At 71.1% G+C, this 18,419-nt stretch carries 15 protein-coding genes and 1 pseudogene; 1 reads left to right on the top strand and 15 read right to left on the bottom strand.

The genetic code is table 11. The features are described 5' to 3' along the window. Positions 1-376: 376 nt before the first annotated feature. From ACZ6JY_RS19760 to pyrR, 14 genes are all read right to left on the bottom strand, one after another. Complete coding sequence (locus tag ACZ6JY_RS19760; protein ID WP_469197261.1) at positions 377-2,554, bottom strand: primosomal protein N'; 2,178 nt, start codon at positions 2,552-2,554, stop codon at positions 377-379. Between the two features lie 103 nt (positions 2,555-2,657). After that, positions 2,658-3,866 (bottom strand): methionine adenosyltransferase, encoded by a 1,209-nt coding sequence (metK, locus tag ACZ6JY_RS19755; RefSeq protein ID WP_469197260.1) that lies wholly within the window; start codon positions 3,864-3,866, stop codon positions 2,658-2,660. Positions 3,867-4,242: 376 nt separating this feature from the next. Then, positions 4,243-5,487, bottom strand: a complete 1,245-nt coding sequence (gene coaBC / locus ACZ6JY_RS19750) for a bifunctional phosphopantothenoylcysteine decarboxylase/phosphopantothenate--cysteine ligase CoaBC (protein WP_469197259.1) — start codon at positions 5,485-5,487, stop codon at positions 4,243-4,245. 57 nt (positions 5,488-5,544) lie between these two features. Beyond that, entirely contained in the window at positions 5,545-5,817 is a 273-nt protein-coding gene (gene rpoZ, locus ACZ6JY_RS19745; RefSeq protein WP_005319902.1) for a DNA-directed RNA polymerase subunit omega, read from the bottom strand. A gap of 61 nt (positions 5,818-5,878) precedes the next feature. Next, positions 5,879-6,472: a guanylate kinase gene (gene gmk / locus ACZ6JY_RS19740; RefSeq protein WP_447036255.1), complete on the bottom strand. Its 594-nt coding sequence runs from the start codon at positions 6,470-6,472 to the stop codon at positions 5,879-5,881. A 38-nt stretch (positions 6,473-6,510) separates the two neighbouring features. Then, positions 6,511-6,834 (bottom strand): integration host factor, encoded by a 324-nt coding sequence (locus ACZ6JY_RS19735; RefSeq protein WP_005319887.1) that lies wholly within the window; start codon positions 6,832-6,834, stop codon positions 6,511-6,513. Between the two features lie 222 nt (positions 6,835-7,056). Beyond that, a complete protein-coding gene (gene pyrF, locus ACZ6JY_RS19730; RefSeq protein ID WP_469197258.1) occupies positions 7,057-7,902 on the bottom strand; it encodes an orotidine-5'-phosphate decarboxylase in 846 nt (281 codons plus the stop codon). After that, on the bottom strand, positions 7,899-9,005 hold the full coding sequence (locus ACZ6JY_RS19725) for a quinone-dependent dihydroorotate dehydrogenase (RefSeq protein WP_469197257.1): 1,107 nt from the start codon (positions 9,003-9,005) through the stop codon (positions 7,899-7,901). The genes pyrF and ACZ6JY_RS19725 overlap by 4 nt, the downstream gene beginning before the upstream one ends. Before the next feature lie 59 nt (positions 9,006-9,064). Continuing rightward, positions 9,065-12,373: a carbamoyl-phosphate synthase large subunit gene (gene carB / locus ACZ6JY_RS19720; protein ID WP_469197256.1), complete on the bottom strand. Its 3,309-nt coding sequence runs from the start codon at positions 12,371-12,373 to the stop codon at positions 9,065-9,067. Continuing rightward, positions 12,366-13,517 carry a glutamine-hydrolyzing carbamoyl-phosphate synthase small subunit gene (carA, locus tag ACZ6JY_RS19715; protein WP_469197255.1) on the bottom strand — a complete coding sequence of 384 codons (1,152 nt, stop codon included), beginning with the start codon at positions 13,515-13,517 and terminating at the stop codon, positions 12,366-12,368. Before carA ends, carB begins: the two co-directional genes overlap by 8 nt. Beyond that, entirely contained in the window at positions 13,514-14,086 is a 573-nt protein-coding gene (locus ACZ6JY_RS19710; protein ID WP_469197254.1) for a PH-like domain-containing protein, read from the bottom strand. Before ACZ6JY_RS19710 ends, carA begins: the two co-directional genes overlap by 4 nt. Next, positions 14,083-15,369 (bottom strand): dihydroorotase, encoded by a 1,287-nt coding sequence (locus tag ACZ6JY_RS19705; protein ID WP_469197253.1) that lies wholly within the window; start codon positions 15,367-15,369, stop codon positions 14,083-14,085. Before ACZ6JY_RS19705 ends, ACZ6JY_RS19710 begins: the two co-directional genes overlap by 4 nt. A gap of 2 nt (positions 15,370-15,371) precedes the next feature. Next, positions 15,372-16,352 (bottom strand): aspartate carbamoyltransferase catalytic subunit, encoded by a 981-nt coding sequence (locus tag ACZ6JY_RS19700; protein WP_469197252.1) that lies wholly within the window; start codon positions 16,350-16,352, stop codon positions 15,372-15,374. Positions 16,353-16,449: 97 nt separating this feature from the next. Beyond that, entirely contained in the window at positions 16,450-17,022 is a 573-nt protein-coding gene (pyrR, locus tag ACZ6JY_RS19695; RefSeq protein ID WP_469197251.1) for a bifunctional pyr operon transcriptional regulator/uracil phosphoribosyltransferase PyrR, read from the bottom strand. 224 nt (positions 17,023-17,246) lie between these two features. Here pyrR and bldD point away from each other — a divergent pair. Further along, positions 17,247-17,738: pseudogene (gene bldD / locus ACZ6JY_RS19690) on the top strand (transcriptional regulator BldD); the annotation flags it as partial. Between the two features lie 246 nt (positions 17,739-17,984). Here the strand turns inward: bldD and nusB are convergent. After that, a complete protein-coding gene (gene nusB, locus ACZ6JY_RS19685) occupies positions 17,985-18,419 on the bottom strand; it encodes a transcription antitermination factor NusB (protein ID WP_469197250.1) in 435 nt (144 codons plus the stop codon).

Below are 18,419 nucleotides of genomic sequence, written 5' to 3'. Positions count from 1 at the left end.
CTTGGCTTGGGGGCGGGGGTGTGTTGGGGGCGGGAGTGTCTTGGGGGCCGGGGTGTCTTGGGGCGGGAGTGACTTGGGGACGGGGGTGTCTTGGGGCGGGAGTGACTTGGGGCGGGAGTGACTTGGGGCGGGAGCGACTTGGGGCGGGAGCGACTTGGGGGCCGGGGTGTCTTGGGGCGGGAGTGTCTCGGGGGCCGGGGTGTCTCGGAAGCCGGGGTGTCTCGGAGGCCGGGGTGTCTCGGAGGCCGGGGTGTCTCGGAGGCCGGGGTGTCTCGGAGGCCGGGGTGTCTCGGAGGCCGGGGTGTCTCGGAGGCGGGAGTGACTTGGGGGCCGGGGTGCGCCGGGCACGGCTCACCGGCCCCTGAGCGGAACCCCCTCAGCCGATGTCCAGCGGGTCCACCCGGATCCGCACCGCTTCGGTCTGGCCCTCGCGTGAGCCCTTGGCGCCACGGGCCATCCGCGCGGCCTGCGCCACCTTCAGGGCGGCGGCCAGCGCCGCGCCGCTGCCCGGGGGCACCCGGATCAGCACGCGCTCCCACTGCTCACCGGCGGGCGCCGCACCGGGCCGCCGCGAGGGTCCCGGCCCGGCGTCCCGCACCGGCACGGGCCCCAACACCGCCGCGTCCGGCGGCAGTTCGGCCGCCGAGAGGAAATCGGTGAGGGCTTCCGGCGTGCCGGAGACCGCGGCCATCCGGGAGACCGGCGGGAACCCCAGCTCGGCCCGCTCCCCGAGCTCCCGCACCGCGTGCCCCACGGGGTCCCACCGCACGAGGGCCTGGACGGGCCGCAGCGTCGGCTCGGCGACGACGACCACCGTGCCGCCCGCGCTCTGCGGGCGCACGAGCGAGGCGGCCGCTATCCAGCGCCGCAGCGCGTCCTCGCCGGCCCGCAGGTCGGGCCGCCCCAGCATGGCCCAGCCGTCGAGCAGCAGGGCCGCCGCATAGCCGCCCTCGGCGACCGGCTCGGCCCCCGGCGTGCTCACCACCAGGGCCGGCGCCGCGGGGACGGTGTCGAGCACCTGCTCGCGCCCCGAGGTGCGCACCGGCACGGCGGGAAAGGCCCGCCCCAACTCCTCCGCGGTCCGCCGCGCCCCGACGACCTGCGCCCGCAGCCGGAACCCGCCGCACTCCCCGCAGTGCCAGGCGGCTTCCTCAACCCCGCACCAGCCGCACCGCAGCGCGGCCCCGCCGTCCTGCGCCTCCAGCGGCCCCGCGCACCGGCGGCACCGCGCGGGCTCCCGGCAGCGCTCACAGGCGAGGCGGGGCACATAGCCGCGCCGCGGCACCTGGACCAGGACGGGCCCGAGCTTGAGCCCCTCGCGGACGGCCCGCCAGGCCAGCGTCGGCAGCCGCGCGGCCCGCGCCGCCTCGTCCCGCGCGAGGTCACCGTCGCCCACGGTCCGCACCAGCGGCGCGGAGCCCCGCACCTGCTCACGGTCGGCGACGAGCGGCGCGGCCCACCCGCTCTCGACGAGCTGGGCGGCCTCGACCGTGCAGCTCCAGCCGCCGAGCAGAAAGCCGCACTTGTCCCGCGAGGCCCGCAGCTCAAGCACCTCCCGCACATGCGGGAAGGGAGCGCGGTCGTCGCTGTGGTTGGAGTCCCCGTCGTCCCACACGGCGACGAGGCCCAGGTCCCGTACGGGCGCGAACATGGCGGCCCGCGTCCCGACGACGGCCCGCACCTCCCCGCGGCGCACGGAGAGCCACTCGCGGTACCGCCGCTCCTGCCCGGCGTCGGCGGTGAGCAGCGCGTGCTGCCCGGCGCCGAGGAGCTCGGTCAGCGCGGCGTCCACGCGCGCGGCGGGCCGCCCGGTCGGCACGACGACGAGCGCGCCCCGGCCGGAGGCCAGCGTGGCCCGCACCGCACGGGCGATCTCCTCCGCCCACTGGGGCCCCGGCAGGGCCGTCCACACCGCGCGGGGCGAGGCCCCGGAGGCGAGCGCGGCGAGGAACTCCTCCCCGTGGCCATACCGCCGCCAGCTCCCGGCGTCGGGCGCGGCGGGCGGCGCGGGAGGCTCGGCGGCGGCCCGCGACTCGGCCCGGGCATGCCGGGGCGGGACGGCGAGCTGAAGCACATCGGCGAGGCTCCCGGCATACCGGTCGGCGACGGCCCGTGCGAGGCCGAGCAGCTCAGGGCCGAGCACGGGCTCCGGCGAGACGACCTGGGCCAGCGCGGCCAGCGGCCCTCTGTACTCGGTCTCGGCGCACCGCTCGACGATGAACCCGTCGATCAGTCCGCCGCCCTCACGCCGCCCATCCCGTACGTTCCGCGACCCGGCCCCGAAGCGGACCCTGACCCGCACCCCCGGCTGGGCCACCTCGTCCAGCTCCTCCGGCACCGCGTAGTCGAAGTACCGGTCGAGGTGCAGCACGCCCTTGTCGACGAGGACCCGCGCCACGGGCAGCTCCTTGGCCAGCGCGGCCCCCCGCCACGTCCGGGGCTTGGCCCGCGGCACCTTGGCCTCGCGCACGCTCTCCCGGATCAGGGCAAGCTGCTCCGGCTCCGGCATCCCACCCCCGCCTTCGCCCGCACCGGACCCGTTCTCCCTGCTCACAGCAGCATTCCTACCAGACGGGACTGACAGCGCCGAGAAAAGCACGAAGGCCCGGCCCTCCCCGAGGGGAGAGCCGGGCCCCGGTGGACCGAGGAGGCAGGGACTACAGCCCCGCCGCCTTCCGCAGCGCGTCCACGCGGTCCGTCCGCTCCCACGTGAAGTCGGGGATCGCGCGGCCGAAGTGGCCGTACGCGGCGGTCTGCGCGTAGATCGGGCGGAGCAGGTCGAGGTCGCGGATGATCGCGGCCGGGCGGAGGTCGAAGACCTCGGCGATCGCCGTCTCGATCTTCTCCGTGTCGACCGTGGCCGTGCCGAAGGTCTCGACGAAGAGGCCGACCGGCTCGGCCTTGCCGATGGCGTAGGCGACCTGGACCTCGCAGCGGGCCGCGAGGCCGGCCGCGACGACGTTCTTGGCGACCCAGCGCATCGCGTACGCCGCCGAGCGGTCCACCTTGGACGGGTCCTTGCCGGAGAAGGCGCCGCCGCCGTGGCGGGCCATGCCGCCGTACGTGTCGATGATGATCTTGCGGCCGGTGAGGCCGGCGTCGCCCATCGGGCCGCCGATCTCGAAGCGTCCCGTCGGGTTGACCAGGAGGCGGTAGCCCTCGGTGTCGAGCTTGATGCCGTCCTCAAGGAGGGCCTTCAGCTCGGCCTCGACGACGAACTCACGGATGTCGGGGGCCAGGAGCGAGTCCAGGTCGATGTCCGAGGCGTGCTGCGAGGAGACCACGACCGTGTCGAGGCGGACGGCCTTGTCGCCGTCGTACTCGATGGTGACCTGGGTCTTGCCGTCGGGGCGCAGGTAGGGGATCGTCCCGTTCTTGCGCACCTCGGAGAGGCGGCGCGAGAGGCGGTGCGCGAGGTGGATCGGGAGCGGCATGAGCTCCGGGGTCTCGTCGCAGGCGTAGCCGAACATCAGGCCCTGGTCGCCCGCGCCCTGCTTGTCGAGCTCGTCCTCGTCGCCCTCGACGCGCTTCTCGTACGCCGTGTCGACGCCCTGCGCGATGTCGGGGGACTGCGAGCCGATGGACACCGAGACGCCACAGGAGGCGCCGTCGAAGCCCTTCTTCGAGGAGTCGTAACCGATCTCGAGGATCTTGTCGCGCACGAGCTGCGCGATCGGCGCGTACGCCTTCGTCGTGACCTCGCCGGCCACGTGGACGAGGCCGGTGGTGATCAGCGTCTCCACGGCGACCCGGGACGTCGGGTCCTCCCGCAGAAGCGCGTCGAGAATGGTGTCGCTGATCTGGTCAGCGATCTTGTCGGGGTGACCCTCGGTCACAGACTCCGAGGTGAAGAGGCGCCGGGACACATCGCTCCCTGTGGTTGCAGCGGCTGCTGGCTGATCATTGGTGGACTGCCGGGAGCTGCGCCCGGCTCGTCCGAGACCAGTTTATCGGTCACACTCGTCCGCCGGACCACATGTCTCGCCACTTGGGAGCCCTGTGACCTGCGACACTGCATTGTGCGTCACGCCGATCAGTATCCACCAGAGGGCCACGCACCCGCTTTGACCCGGTTCGCGGCTCTTGGTGGACACGGAGTGACGCTCCTGGTGGAGCGAAAGTGACATTGAGCCCCCGGGAAGAAGGCTCCGTCAAGTAACGCATCAGAACCTGGCCGAGTTCCGCCAGAAGAGGACAGAGCTCGCGCCGGCGCCCCGGACCGGCCGCCCCCGGGCCACCGCCTCAGACAAGCCGCCGCGCCACCAGGTCCCACACCGTGTCCGCCAGCGCCTCCTTGGGGCCGTACGGCACGGGCGTCTCACTGCCGTCGGCGCCGAGCACCACGGCCTCGTTCTCCTCGGAGCCGAAGGTCTTGCGCTCGCCCACCTCGTTGACGACCAACAGGTCGCAGCCCTTGCGTTCGAGCTTGGCCCGGCCGTTGGCGAGGACGTCGTCCGTCTCGGCCGCGAAACCCACGATCACCTGGCCGGGGCGCGGGCGCTCCCCCGCGATCTCGGCGAGGATGTCGGGGTTGCGGACCAGGGTGATGGGCGCGGGCTCCTGGCCGTCCTTCTTCTTGATCTTGCCCGCCGCGTACGTCTCGGGGCGGAAATCGGCCACGGCCGCGGCCATCACGACGGCGTCGGCGTCGGCCGCCGCCTTCAGGACCGCCTCGCGGAGCTGCACGGCCGTGCCGACCGGCACGACGTCCACCCCGGCGGGATCGGGCAGCGCCGCGTTGGCCGCCACGAGCGTGACGCGGGCGCCGCGCGCGGCGGCGCTGCGGGCGAGCGCGTAGCCCTGCTTGCCCGAGGAGCGGTTGCCCAGGAAGCGGACCGGGTCGAGGGGCTCACGGGTGCCGCCCGCGCTGACCAGGACATGGCGCCCGGCCAGGTCCTGCGCCAGATTCCCGCGGGCGAGGACGCGGCGTACGACCTCGAAGAGCTCGGCCGGGTCGGGAAAGCGGCCCTTGCCGGTGTCGACGCCCGTGAGCCTGCCGACGGCGGGCTCGATGACCAGGGCGCCGCGGCGGCGCAGCGTGGCGACGTTCTCCTGGGTGGCCGGGTGCTCCCACATCTCGGTGTGCATGGCGGGGGCGAAGACCACGGGACAGCGCGCCGTGAGGAGCGTGTTGGTGAGCAGGTCGTCGGCGAGGCCGTGGGCCGCCTTGGCCATCATGTCCGCGGTGGCGGGCGCGACGATCACGAGGTCGGCGCCCTGGCCGATGCGGACGTGCGGCACCTCGTGGACGTCGGACCAGACCTCGGTCGACACGGGGTTCCCGGAGAGCGCGGACCAGGTCGCGGCGCCGACGAAGTGCAGCGCCGACTCGGTCGGCACGACGCGCACGTCGTGGCCGGACTCGGTCAGCCGCCGCAGCAGCTCGCACGCCTTGTAGGCGGCGATGCCACCGCTGACCCCCAGGACAACCTTCGGCTTCTCGGCCACTGCCTTGTCTCCCCGCGCTCGGATGCGTACTGCTTCCATGACACACCACAGGCCCGGCAGTCGTACTGCCGGGCCTGTGGTGAAGGTACGAACCGCTTACTGCGCCGGGCCCTCGATGGCCTCGGACGTCAGCAGGCCGGCGTTGATCTCGCGGAGCGCGATCGAGAGCGGCTTCTCGTGGACGTGCGTGTCCACCAGGGGGCCGACGTACTCCAGGAGGCCCTCACCGAGCTGCGAGTAGTACGCGTTGATCTGGCGCGCGCGCTTGGCGGCGTAGATCACGAGGCTGTACTTCGAGTCGGTGGCTTCGAGCAGCTCATCAATCGGCGGGTTGATGATGCCCTCGGGCGCGGTGATGGAAGAGGACACTCTTCGCCTTCCGATGGGTTCAAATGACGTCGTGACCAGAGGTCAGGACAGGGGTGTAACTCTAAAGGACTCTCATCAAGGCTAGCAGCTCACGGGCCACGTCCTCGACGGAGGTGTTGACCAGGGTGGTGTCGAACTCGGCCTCGGCGGCGAGCTCGGTCTTCGCCGCGACCAGCCTGCGCTCGATCACCTCGGGTGCCTCGGTCCCCCGGCCGGTGAGCCGGCGGACCAGTTCGTCCCAGCTCGGAGGGGCGAGGAAGACGAGCTGCGCCTCGGGCATCGACTCGCGCACCAGGCGCGCGCCCTGAAGGTCGATCTCCAGGAGGACGGGCTCACCCGCCTCCAGGCGGGCGAGCACCGCGTCGCGCGGGGTGCCGTAGCGGTTGCCCGCGAACTCGGCCCACTCCAGGAGCTCACCGTTGGCGATCAGCTTGTCCATCTCGTCGTCGGAGACGAAGAAGTACTGGACACCGTGCTTCTCACCGGGGCGCGGCTTCCGCGTGGTGGCGGAGACCGAGAGCCAGACCTCGGGGTGTTCCTTGCGCATATGAGCGACGACCGTGCTCTTGCCGACCCCTGAGGGGCCGGAGAGCACGGTCAGCCGCGGACGTACGTCCGGGGGTACGGGGGTCGTCCCCCGGGATGTTGCAGCCATGCAGCGATTATCCAGGTTCTCAGGAGTGCCTGAGAACGTCAGGCAGCGCCACCACCGAACTCGCGCTCAAGAGACGCGATCTGGTTGGAGCCGAGACCGCGCACACGGCGGCTCTCGGAGATGCCAAGACGCTCCATGATCTGCTTGGCGCGGACCTTGCCCACGCCAGGCAGGGACTCCAGGAGGGCGGAGACCTTCATCTTGCCGATGACATCGTTCTCCTGGCCCTGCTTGATGACCTCGTGAAGAGAGGCACCGGAGTGCTTGAGTCGATTCTTGACCTCGGCCCGCTCCCGGCGAGCCGCGGCGGCCTTTTCGAGCGCGGCTGCGCGCTGTTCAGGGGTAAGGGGCGGAAGAGCCACGCCTACGTCACCTCGGATGTCGAACTGTCGGATACGGACCGGTGAGGAACCTAGTCGCCCCACACCTCTCGTCGGAGACTAGCGGCCACGGCCGCCAGAGTCAGCGAGAACAGACGAAAAGTCCTGGTCAGCCTCTGTCGAGCCACACAAACCCGGCATTTCACCCCCGATTTCCGCTGACATGCCGTCAGTAAGACGTGGGCGCGCTCCCCCGCACCTCGCTCAGGCCCTTTCGACCGCAACCCGGATCTCGTCCGCGAAGCGCTCCGCGGCCTCCCGCAGGCCCGCGACGTCGGGTCCGTGCCGCAGCACCCCCCGGCTGACGTTCGGCACGACGTCGCGCACGGCCGCGCCGAACACGCCGGGCAGATCGGCGGGGGTCGCGCCCTGCGCCCCGATGCCGGGGGCGAGCAGCGGGCCGTTGATGGCCAGGTCGTACGAGGACAGGTCGCCCAGCGTCGCCCCGACGACCGCGCCGAAGGACCCCAGAGGTGCCTCTCCCGCGTTCTCGGCGGCGAGGTGACCCAGGACGGTGGCCGCGACCGTGCGCCCGTCCGCACGGACCGCGTGCTGGACCTCGGCGCCCTCGGGGTTGGAGGTCAGGGCGAGCACGAAGAGCCCGGCGCCGTTCTCGCGCGCCAGGTCGACGGCCGGCTTCAGCGACCCGTACCCGAGGTAGGGCGAGACCGTGAGCGCGTCGCTGAACAGGGACGAGTCCTTGTGCAGGAAGGTCTCGGCGTACGCGGCCATGGTCGAGCCGATGTCCCCGCGCTTGGCGTCCATGACGACCAGGGCGCCGGCCGCCCGCAGCTCCGCGACCGCCTTCTCCAGGACCGCGACGCCCCGCGAACCGAAGCGCTCGAAGAACGCGCTCTGCGGCTTGAACACGGCGACGGACCCGGCGAGCGCCTCCACGACGGTGCCCGTGAACCGCTCCAGGCCCGCGATGTCGTCGTTCAGGCCCCACGCGGAGAGCAGCGAGGCGTGCGGGTCGATGCCGACGCACAGCGGGCCGCGCTCGTCCATGGCGCGGCGAAGGCGCGTGCCGAAGGGCTCCTGGACGCTCATGCGGACTTCCTCACATCGGCGCCGACCGCGTCGGCGAGGGTGGCGTAGGGGCTCGTGCGCAGCCGCGCGGCGAGGCCCTTGTGGATGGCGCGGGCCCAGAACGGACCCTCGTAGATGAAGGCGCTGTACCCCTGGACGAGGGTGGCACCCGCGAGGATGCGCTGCCAGGCGTCCTCGGCGTTCTCGACGCCGCCGACGCCCACGAGGGTGATGCGGTCGCCCACGCGCGCGTAGAGGCGCCTCAGGACCTCCAGGGAGCGCTCCTTGACCGGCGCGCCGGAGAGTCCGCCGACCTCCTTGACGAGGTCCGGGTCCGACTTCAGGCCGAGGCCCTCGCGCGCGATGGTGGTGTTCGTGGCGATGATGCCGTCCAGGCCGAGCTCGACCGCGAGGTCGGCCACGGCGTCGACGTCCTCGTCGGCGAGGTCGGGCGCGATCTTGACCAGGAGCGGTACGCGACGGCCCGCCACGCTGCGGTCCGCGGCCTCGCGCACGGCGGTCAGCAGCGGCCGCAGCGACTCGGTGGCCTGGAGGTTGCGCAGGCCCGGGGTGTTCGGGGACGACACGTTGACGACGAGGTAGTCGGCGTGGCGGGCGAGCCGCTCGGCCGACTTCACGTAGTCGCCCGCGGCCGCCTCCTCGGAGACGACCTTGGTCTTGCCGATGTTGACGCCCACGACCGTGTTGAAGACCGGCCTGCGGGCGGCGAGGCGCGCGGCGACGGCGGCCGAGCCCTCGTTGTTGAAGCCCATGCGGTTGATCAGCGCACGGTCGGGGACGAGGCGGAAGAGGCGCTTCTTGGGGTTGCCGGGCTGCGCCTCCCCCGTGACGGTGCCGATCTCGATGTGGTCGAAGCCGAGCATCGACATGCCGTCGATCGCGACGGCGTTCTTGTCGAAGCCCGCGGCGAGCCCGAAGGGGCCGTGCATCCGCAGCCCGAGGGCCTCGGTGCGCAGCTCCTCGTGGCGCGGCGCGAGGACGGCCGCGACGAAGGTGCGCAGGACGGGGACGCGGGCCGCGAGACGGATCCAGCGGAAGGCCATGTGGTGGGCCTGCTCCGGGTCCATGCGCTTGAAGACGAGATGGAAGAAGAGCTTGTACATGAAGGTGTCCTCACCAGAAGGGGGACACCGGATCGGTGTCCCCCTAGGTCCTGTCGGCCTTAGTCGCGAGCCGCGGTCAGATGCTCCGCGTGTTCCTGGAGTGAGCGCACGCCCACGTCCCCGCGGCCCAGCGCGTCGATGCCCTGGACGGCCGCGGCGAGCGCCTGGACCGTCGTGAGGCACGGCACGGAGCGCGCCACGGCCGCCGTGCGGATCTCGTAGCCGTCGAGGCGGCCGCCGGTGCCGTACGGGGTGTTGACGATGAGGTCGACGCCGCCGTCGTGGATGAGCTGGACGATGGTCTTCTCACCGTTCGGGCCCTCGCCCTCGGACTGCTTGCGCACGATGGTGGCGTTGATGCCGTTGCGCTTGAGGACCTCGGCCGTGCCGGACGTGGCGAAGAGCTCGAAGCCGTGCGCGACCAGCTCGCGCGCCGGGAAGATCATCGAGCGCTTGTCGCGGTTGGCGACGGAGATGAAGGCGCGGCCACCGGTCGGCAGCGGGCCGTAGGCGCCCGCCTGGGACTTGGCGTAGGCGGTGCCGAAGACCGAGTCGATGCCCATGACCTCGCCGGTGGAGCGCATCTCAGGGCCGAGGACGGTGTCGACGCCGCGGCCGTGGATGTCGCGGAAGCGCGACCACGGCATGACGGCCTCCTTGACGGAGATCGGCGCGTCCATGGGGAGCGTGCCGCCGTCGCCGTGCTTGGGCAGCAGGCCCTCCTCGCGCAGCTCGGCGATGGTCGCGCCCAGCGAGATCCGGGCGGCGGCCTTCGCCAGCGGGACGGCGGTCGCCTTCGAGGTGAAGGGAACGGTGCGCGACGCGCGCGGGTTGGCCTCCAGGACGTACAGGATGTCGCCGGCCATCGCGAACTGGATGTTGATCAGACCGCGCACGCCGACGCCCTTGGCGATGCCCTCCGTGGAGGCGCGCAGGCGCTTGATGTCGAAGCCGCCGAGCGTGATCGGGGGCAGCGCGCACGCCGAGTCGCCGGAGTGGATGCCGGCCTCCTCGATGTGCTCCATGACGCCGCCGAGGTAGAGCTCGGTGCCGTCGTAGAGCGCGTCCACGTCGATCTCGATGGCGTCGTCCAGGAAGCGGTCGACCAGGACGGGCCGCGAGGGGCTGATCTCGGTCGACTCCTCGATGTACACGGCGAGGCGGGTCTCGTCGTACACGATCTCCATGCCGCGGCCGCCGAGCACGTACGAGGGGCGTACGAGGACGGGGTAGCCGATCTCGTCGGCGATGGCCTTTGCCTCGGCGAACGTCGTCGCGGTGCCGTGCTTCGGCGCGGGCAGACCGGCCTCGGCGAGCACGCGGCCGAAGGCGCCGCGGTCCTCGGCGGCGTGGATGGCCTCGGGCGAGGTGCCGACGACGGGCACGCCGTTGTCCTTGAGCGCCTGCGACAGGCCCAGCGGGGTCTGGCCGCCGAGCTGGACGATGACGCCCGCGATCGGCCCGGCCTGCGCCTCGGCGTGGACGATCTCCAGGACGTCCTCCAGGGTGAGCGGCTCGAAGTAGAGCCGGTCGGAGGTGTCGTAGTCCGTGGAGACGGTCTCGGGGTTGCAGTTGACCATCACGGTCTCGTAGCCCGCGTCGCTGAGCGCGAAGGAGGCGTGGACGCAGGAGTAGTCGAACTCGATGCCCTGGCCGATGCGGTTCGGGCCCGAGCCGAGGATGATCACCGCGGGCTTCTCGCGCGGGGCGACCTCGCTCTCCTCGTCGTACGAGGAGTAGAAGTACGGCGTCTTCGCGGCGAACTCGGCGGCGCAGGTGTCGACCGTCTTGTAGACCGGGCGCACCCCGAGGGTCTGGCGGACCTCGCGGACGACGTCCTCGCCCAGGTCACGGATCTCGGCGATCTGGGCGTCGGAGAAGCCGTGCCGCTTGGCCTCGGTGAGCAGGTCGGCGTCCAGGCGCTCGGCGGCCGCCAGCTCGTCCGCGATCTCCTTGATCAGGAAGAGCTGGTCGACGAACCACGGGTCGATCTTCGTGGCGTCGAAGACCTCTTCCGGGGTCGCGCCCGCGCGGATGGCCTGCATGACGGTGTTGATGCGGCCGTCGGTGGGCCGGACGGCCTCGGTGAGGAGCCCTGCCTTGTCGCCGGGCTCACCGACGAAGGTGAACTGCGAGCCCTTCTTCTCCAGCGAGCGCAGCGCCTTCTGGAGCGCCTCGGTGAAGTTGCGGCCGATGGCCATGGCCTCGCCGACCGACTTCATGGTGGTCGTCAGGGTCGAGTCCGCCGAGGGGAACTTCTCGAAGGCGAAACGCGGGGCCTTGACGACGACGTAGTCGAGGGTCGGCTCGAAGGAGGCCGGGGTCTTCTCGGTGATGTCGTTCGGGATCTCGTCCAACGTGTAGCCGACGGCCAGCTTGGCGGCGATCTTCGCGATCGGGAAGCCGGTGGCCTTGGATGCGAGCGCGGAGGACCGCGACACGCGCGGGTTCATCTCGATGACGATGACGCGGCCGTCGGTCGGGTCGATCGCGAACTGGATGTTGCAGCCGCCGGTGTCGACGCCGACCTCGCGGATGATCGCGATGCCGACGTCCCGCAGGGTCTGGTACTCGCGGTCGGTCAGCGTCATCGCCGGGGCGACGGTGATCGAGTCGCCGGTGTGCACGCCCATCGGGTCGAAGTTCTCGATGGAGCAGACGACCACGACGTTGTCGTTCTTGTCGCGCATCAGCTCCAGCTCGTACTCCTTCCAGCCGAGGATGGACTCCTCCAGGAGCACCTCGGTGGTCGGCGAGAGGGTGAGGCCCTGCCCGGCGATGCGGCGCAGCTCCTCCTCGTCGTGGGCGAAGCCGGAGCCGGCGCCGCCCATGGTGAAGGAGGGGCGGACGACGACGGGGTAGCCGCCCAGCTCCTCGACGCCCTTGAGGACGTCGTCCATGGAGTGGCAGATGTACGAGCGGGCGGACTCGCCGTGCCCGATCTTCTTGTTGACCTCTTCGACGACGCCCTTGAAGAGCTCGCGGTCCTCGCCCTTGTTGATGGCCTCTACGTTGGCGCCGATCAGCTCGACGCCGTACTTCTCCAGGACGCCCTGCTCGTGCATGGAGATGGCCGTGTTCAGGGCCGTCTGGCCGCCGAGGGTGGGCAGCAGCGCGTCGGGGCGCTCCTTGGCGATGATCTTCTCGACGAACTCCGGGGTGATCGGCTCGACGTACGTGGCGTCGGCGATCTCCGGGTCGGTCATGATCGTCGCCGGGTTGGAGTTGACGAGGATGACGCGCAGGCCCTCGGACTTGAGGACGCGGCACGCCTGGGTGCCGGAGTAGTCGAACTCGGCGGCCTGGCCGATGACGATCGGGCCGGAGCCGATGACCAGGACGGACTGGATATCGGTGCGCTTAGGCACGCTGGCCCTCCATCAGAGCGGTGTCCATCAGAGACGTGAAGCGGTCGAAGAGGTAGGCGGCGTCGTGCGGGCCCGCGGCCGCCTCGGGGTGGTACTGGACGCTGAAAGCCGGCTGGTCGAGGAGCTGGAGCCCCTCCACCACCTGGTCGTTCAGGCAGACGTGGGAGACCTCGGCGCGCCCGTAGGGGGTGTCGCTGACCTTGTCGAGCGGGGCGTCGACGGCGAAGCCGTGGTTGTGCGCGGTGACCTCGACCTTGCCGGTCGTGCGGTCCTGCACCGGCTGGTTGATGCCGCGGTGGCCGTACTTCAGCTTGTACGTGCCGAAGCCGAGGGCGCGGCCGAGGATCTGGTTGCCGAAGCAGATGCCGAAGAGCGGCGTCTTGCGCTCCAGGACACCCTTGACCACGGTGAGGTCCACCGTCGAGGGGTCGCCGGGGCCGTTCGAAAGGAAGAAGCCGTCCGGGTTGACCGCGTACACGTCGTCGAGCGTGGCGGTGGCGGGCAGCACGTGCACCTCGATGCCGCGCTCGGCCATGCGGTGCGGGGTCATGCCCTTGATGCCGAGGTCCAGGGCGACGACGGTGAACTTCTTCTCGCCGACGGCGGGGACCACGTAGGACTCGGTGGTGGTGACCTCGGTGGAGAGGCTGGCGCCCACCATCTCGGGGGTCTCCTTGACGCGGGCGAGGAGCACCGCGTCGTCGGCGAGCGCCTCTCCGGAGAAGATGCCCACGCGCATGGCGCCGCGCTCACGCAGGTGGCGGGTGAGCGCCCGGGTGTCGATGCCGCTGATGCCGACGACGCCCTGCTCGGTGAGCTCGTCGTCCAGGGTGCGCCGGGAGCGCCAGCTTGAGGGCACGCGCGCGGGGTCGCGCACCACGTAGCCGGAGACCCAGATCCGCTTGGACTCGGGGTCCTCGTCGTTCACGCCGGTGTTGCCGACGTGCGGGGCCGTCATGACGACGACCTGGCGGTGGTACGAGGGGTCGGTGAGCGTCTCCTGGTAGCCGGTCATGCCGGTGGAGAACACCGCTTCGCCGAAGGTCTCCCCCACGGCCCCGTAGGCACGTCCGCGGAAGATGCGGCCGTCCTCCAGGACGAGTACGGCGGGAGCCTTGCTGGCTCCCTTGGTGGAGGTCGTCATCGTGCGGTGCCTTCCGTAGTGCTGGACGTATTGATCAATGTGTTGATGGCCTCGACCCACTCGGCCTGCTCGGCCGCGTGGTCGGAGCGGAAGCCGGAGTCGAGCAGCTTGTCGCCGTGCTCCCACGTGACGATCAGCAGGCCGCCCTCGGCGAGGACCTTGCCGGCGATGCCCTTGTCGAGCCGGGCCTCGCGCAGCCGGTCCACCGGGACGAAGAAGTCGGCCGCCCCGGGGCGTACGACGTCCAGGCCCGCGTCGGTGAGCGTGAGCTCCACCCGGCTGCGGGTGCCGAGGCCGTGCGCCACGATGCGGTCGAGCCACTGCCCGGCCGTGGTCGAGCCGTGGTAGCGGCCGGTCAGCTCAAGTCTCACCGGACCCGGGTCGCTCGGCGCGCTGGGCAGCTCCGGCAGGTCGCTCTGGAGCGTGCCCCGCCATTTCCAGCCCTCGCGCATCAGCCAGTAGACGAGCGCGATGAAGAGCAGCAGTCCCACGACCCAGCCGAGCCGTGCGGCCCAGTCGGTCACGTCCGCCGATTCCTTGCCGGCGGCCAGTTCCAGAAGAGTTGTCACGCGAGCTTCCCGTCGACGAGCGTGGCCCGACCCCGGAGCCACGTGTGCGTGACGCGGCCCGGCAGCTCACGGCCCTCGTAGGGAGTGTTGCGGCTGCGCGAGGCGAAGCTCGCGGGGTCCACTTCCCCACGGTAATCGGCGTCGACCAGGACGAGGTTCGCGGGCTCACCTGCCGAGACGGGGCGTCCGTGGCCGGTGGCCCGGCCGATCTCCGCGGGCTTGGCCGACATGCGGTCGGCGACGGCCTCCCAGGTCAGCAGGCCGGTCTCCACCATCGTCCGCTGGACGACGGAGAGCGCGGTCTCCAGGCCGACCATGCCCATGGCGGCCGCGGCCCACTCGCAGTCCTTGTCCTCGTGCGGGTGCGGGGCGTGGTCGGTGGCGACGATGTCGATCGTGCCGTCGGCCAGGGCCTCGCGCAGCGCCATGACGTCGCGCTCGGTGCGCAGCGGCGGGTTGACCTTGTAGACGGGGTTGTAGGAGCGGACCAGCTCATCCGTGAGGAGGAGGTGGTGCGGGGTGACCTCGGCCGTCACGTCGATGCCGCGCGACTTGGCCCAGCGCACGATCTCCACGGACCCGGCGGTCGAGAGGTGGCAGATGTGGACGCGGGACCCGACGTGCTCGGCGAGCAGGACGTCGCGGGCGATGATCGACTCCTCGGCCACCGCGGGCCAGCCGCCGAGGCCGAGCTCGGCGGAGACGACGCCCTCGTTCATCTGGGCGCCCTCGGTGAGCCGCGGCTCCTGCGCGTGCTGGGCGACGACACCGCCGAAGGCCTTCACGTACTCCAGGGCGCGGCGCATGATCACGGCGTCGTCGACGCACTTGCCGTCGTCGGAGAAGACGGTGACCCCTGCGGCGGACTCGTGCATGGCGCCGAGCTCGGCGAGCTTCTTGCCCTCCAGGCCGACGGTGACGGCGCCGATGGGCTGTACGTCGCAGTAGCCGGACTCCTTGCCGAGCCGGTAGACCTGCTCGACGACGCCCGCGGTGTCGGCGACGGGGAAGGTGTTGGCCATGGCGAACACGGCGGTGTAGCCACCGGAGGCGGCGGCGCGGGTGCCGGTGAGGACGGTCTCGGAGTCCTCGCGGCCGGGCTCGCGCAGGTGGGTGTGCAGGTCGACGAGGCCCGGCAGGAGGATCTTGCCCCCGGCCTCGACGACGTCCGCGCCCTCGGCGCTCAGACCGGTGCCGACGGCCTCGATCGTCTCGCCGTCGATCAGGACGTCCTGCGCCTCGCCGCCGAGTACCTTCGCACCACGGATCAGGATCTTGCTCATCTTTACTTGTTCTCCTCGGTACGGGTGTGGGCGGCGGCGGGCTCGTTGCCGCCAAGGAGCAGGTAGAGGACGGCCATGCGGATGGAGACGCCGTTGGCGACCTGTTCGACGACCGTGCAGCGGTCGGAGTCGGCGACCTCGGCGGTGATCTCCATGCCGCGGACCATCGGTCCCGGGTGCATCACGATGGCGTGCGCGGGCATCTTCGCCATGCGCTCGCCGTCCAGGCCGTAGCGGCGTGAGTACTCCCGCTCGGTGGGGAAGAACGCGGCGTTCATGCGCTCGCGCTGCACCCGCAGCATCATGACGGCGTCGGACTTCGCGAGGACGCCGTCCAGGCCGTAGCTGACCTCGCAGGGCCAGTTCTCGACGCCGACCGGCACCAGGGTGGGCGGGGCGACCAGTGTGACCTCGGCGCCGAGTGTGTGCAGCAGGTCGACGTTGGAGCGGGCCACGCGGCTGTGCAGGATGTCGCCGACGAGGGTGATGCGCCGGCCGGCCAGGTCCTTGCCGATCCCCTCGTCGGGTCCGACGAGGCGGCGCCGCATGGTGAAGGCGTCGAGCAGGGCCTGGGTGGGGTGCTGGTGGGTGCCGTCACCGGCGTTGATGACGGCCGCGTCGATCCAGCCCGAGGTGGCGAGGCGGTAGGGCGCGCCGGAGGCGCCGTGCCGGATGACGACGGCGTCGACGCCCATCGCCTCCAGGGTCTGCGCGGTGTCCTTGAGCGACTCGCCCTTGGAGACCGACGAGCCCTTGGCGGCGAAGTTGATGACGTCGGCGGAGAGGCGCTTCTCGGCGGCCTCGAACGAGATCCGGGTCCGCGTCGAGTCCTCGAAGAAGAGGTTGACGACGGTCCGGCCGCGCAGGGCGGGCAGCTTCTTGATCGGCCGGTCGGCGACCCGGGCCATCTCCTCGGCCGTGTCGAGGATGTGGACGGCTTCGTCGCGGGAGAGGTCGGCGGCCGAGATGAGGTGTCGCATCATCGGGGGTGTACTCCGGTGTCGTGGAGGTCTGCGGGCACGCGGGCGCGCAGGGCTGTGCCCTGGTCCCGTGCTGCCCGTGTGGGAGGAAGCCGGTCCTTCAGGCGGAGACGGGCTTGGCGCCGAGCAGCACGGCGTCGCGGCCGTCCTCCTCGGTGAGCTGGACCTTGACCGTCTCCCGCAGCGACGTGGGGAGGTTCTTGCCCACGTAGTCGGCGCGGATGGGCAGCTCGCGGTGGCCGCGGTCGACGAGGACGGCGAGCTGCACCGCGCGGGGGCGCCCGATGTCGTTCAGCGCGTCGAGGGCGGCCCGGATCGTGCGGCCGGAGAAGAGGACGTCGTCGACGAGGACGACCAGGCGGCCGTCGATCCCCTCACCGGGGATCGCGGTGCGGGCCAGCGCGCGCGGCGGGTGCATGCGCAGGTCGTCGCGGTACATGGTGATGTCGAGGGAGCCGACCGGAACCTCGCGTCCGGTGATGTCCTGGAGCTTCTCGGCGAGCCGTCGGGCGAGGAAGACGCCACGGGTGGGAATGCCGAGGAGGACCACGTCGTCCGCGCCCTTGGCGCGCTCGACGATCTCGTGGGCGATGCGGGTCAGTACCCGCGCGATGTCGGGGCCCTCGAGAACGGGGCGCGCGACAGCGGAGTCGTTCGTTTCCTGCGTGTCCATGTGAAAACGGACCTCCTTCTCCGCCTCACGGGACGGACCTTAAAGGACGTCGAAATTGCGCCACCACACTACCAGTACGGATGACCGAGTACGACATCCGACTCCACCGAAGGAGCGGTAGAGACCATTCGGCTTGACGCAGGCAAGTAACGCTGCGTAACCTCACAGTGAGTTACCAGCCACGCGGCGGAGCCGCCTGATTGTCGCAGCGTCCGGGGAGCTATATGTCCAGCGAATACGCCAAGCAGCTCGGAGCCAAGCTCCGTGCGATCCGTACCCAGCAGGGCCTTTCCCTCCACGGTGTCGAGGAGAAGTCCCAGGGACGCTGGAAGGCGGTCGTGGTGGGGTCGTACGAGCGCGGTGACCGTGCCGTGACCGTGCAGCGCCTCGCCGAGCTGGCGGACTTCTACGGCGTCCCGGTGCAGGAGCTCCTGCCTGGTACCGCCCCCGGTGGAGCCGCCGAGCCGCCGCCGAAGCTCGTCCTCGACCTGGAGCGTCTTGCCCACGTGCCGGCCGAGAAGGCGGGCCCGCTCCAGCGTTATGCCGCCACGATCCAGTCCCAGCGCGGGGACTACAACGGCAAGGTGCTCTCGATCCGCCAGGACGACCTGCGCACCCTCGCCGTGATCTATGACCAGTCCCCCTCGGTCCTCACCGAGCAGCTCATCAGTGGGGGCTTCCGGGAGGAGAACGCTCTCTGCCTTTTTGCCCACGAAGGGTGTGGACAAACCCCTAGCACGAAGGAGAAGCGTGTTGTGGGGGGGGAGAGAGCAAAAGGGCGGCGCCCACCCCGGCGGTTTCTGCTTTACCCAAAGCTTTGGCCCCCCGCCCATGGGCGCGGCCTTCGGAGCGCCCTTTGGTGTGTGGCCCCGCCATGGACGCATACGCGCCTTTGCACGGGAAAACCCGGAGGGCCCGCGGCTGTATCGCCGCGGGCCCTCCGGGTGACGTTACGAGATGCCTTACGCCTCGTCGCGGCGCAGGGACGGCTTCAGGTCCTTGAAGCGCCCGAGCAGGCCGTTCACGAAGGACGGCGACTCGTCCGTGGAGAACTCCTTGGCGAGCTGGACCGCCTCGTCGAGCACCACCGCGTCGGGTGTCCCGTCGACCCAGACCAGTTCATAGGCGCCGAGCCGCAGGATGTTGCGGTCGACGACCGGCATCCGGTCCAGGGTCCAGCCGACGGCGTACTGCGAGATGAGTTCGTCGATGCGGCGCTCATGCTCCGCGTACCCCTCGACGAGCTCCATCGTGTACTCGCTCACCGGCGGCTGCCGGGTGTCGGACCGCGAGTGGCGCACCCAGTCAGCGAGGACCGTCCTGACGTCGGTGCCACGCTGGTCGGCCTCGAAGAGGATCTGGAAGGCGCGCTTACGGGCCGTATTACGAGCAGCCAC

The sequence above is a fragment of the Streptomyces sp. NPDC046335 genome (genome assembly GCF_055587985.1).
This window is presented reverse-complemented; position numbering and strand designations above follow the sequence as displayed.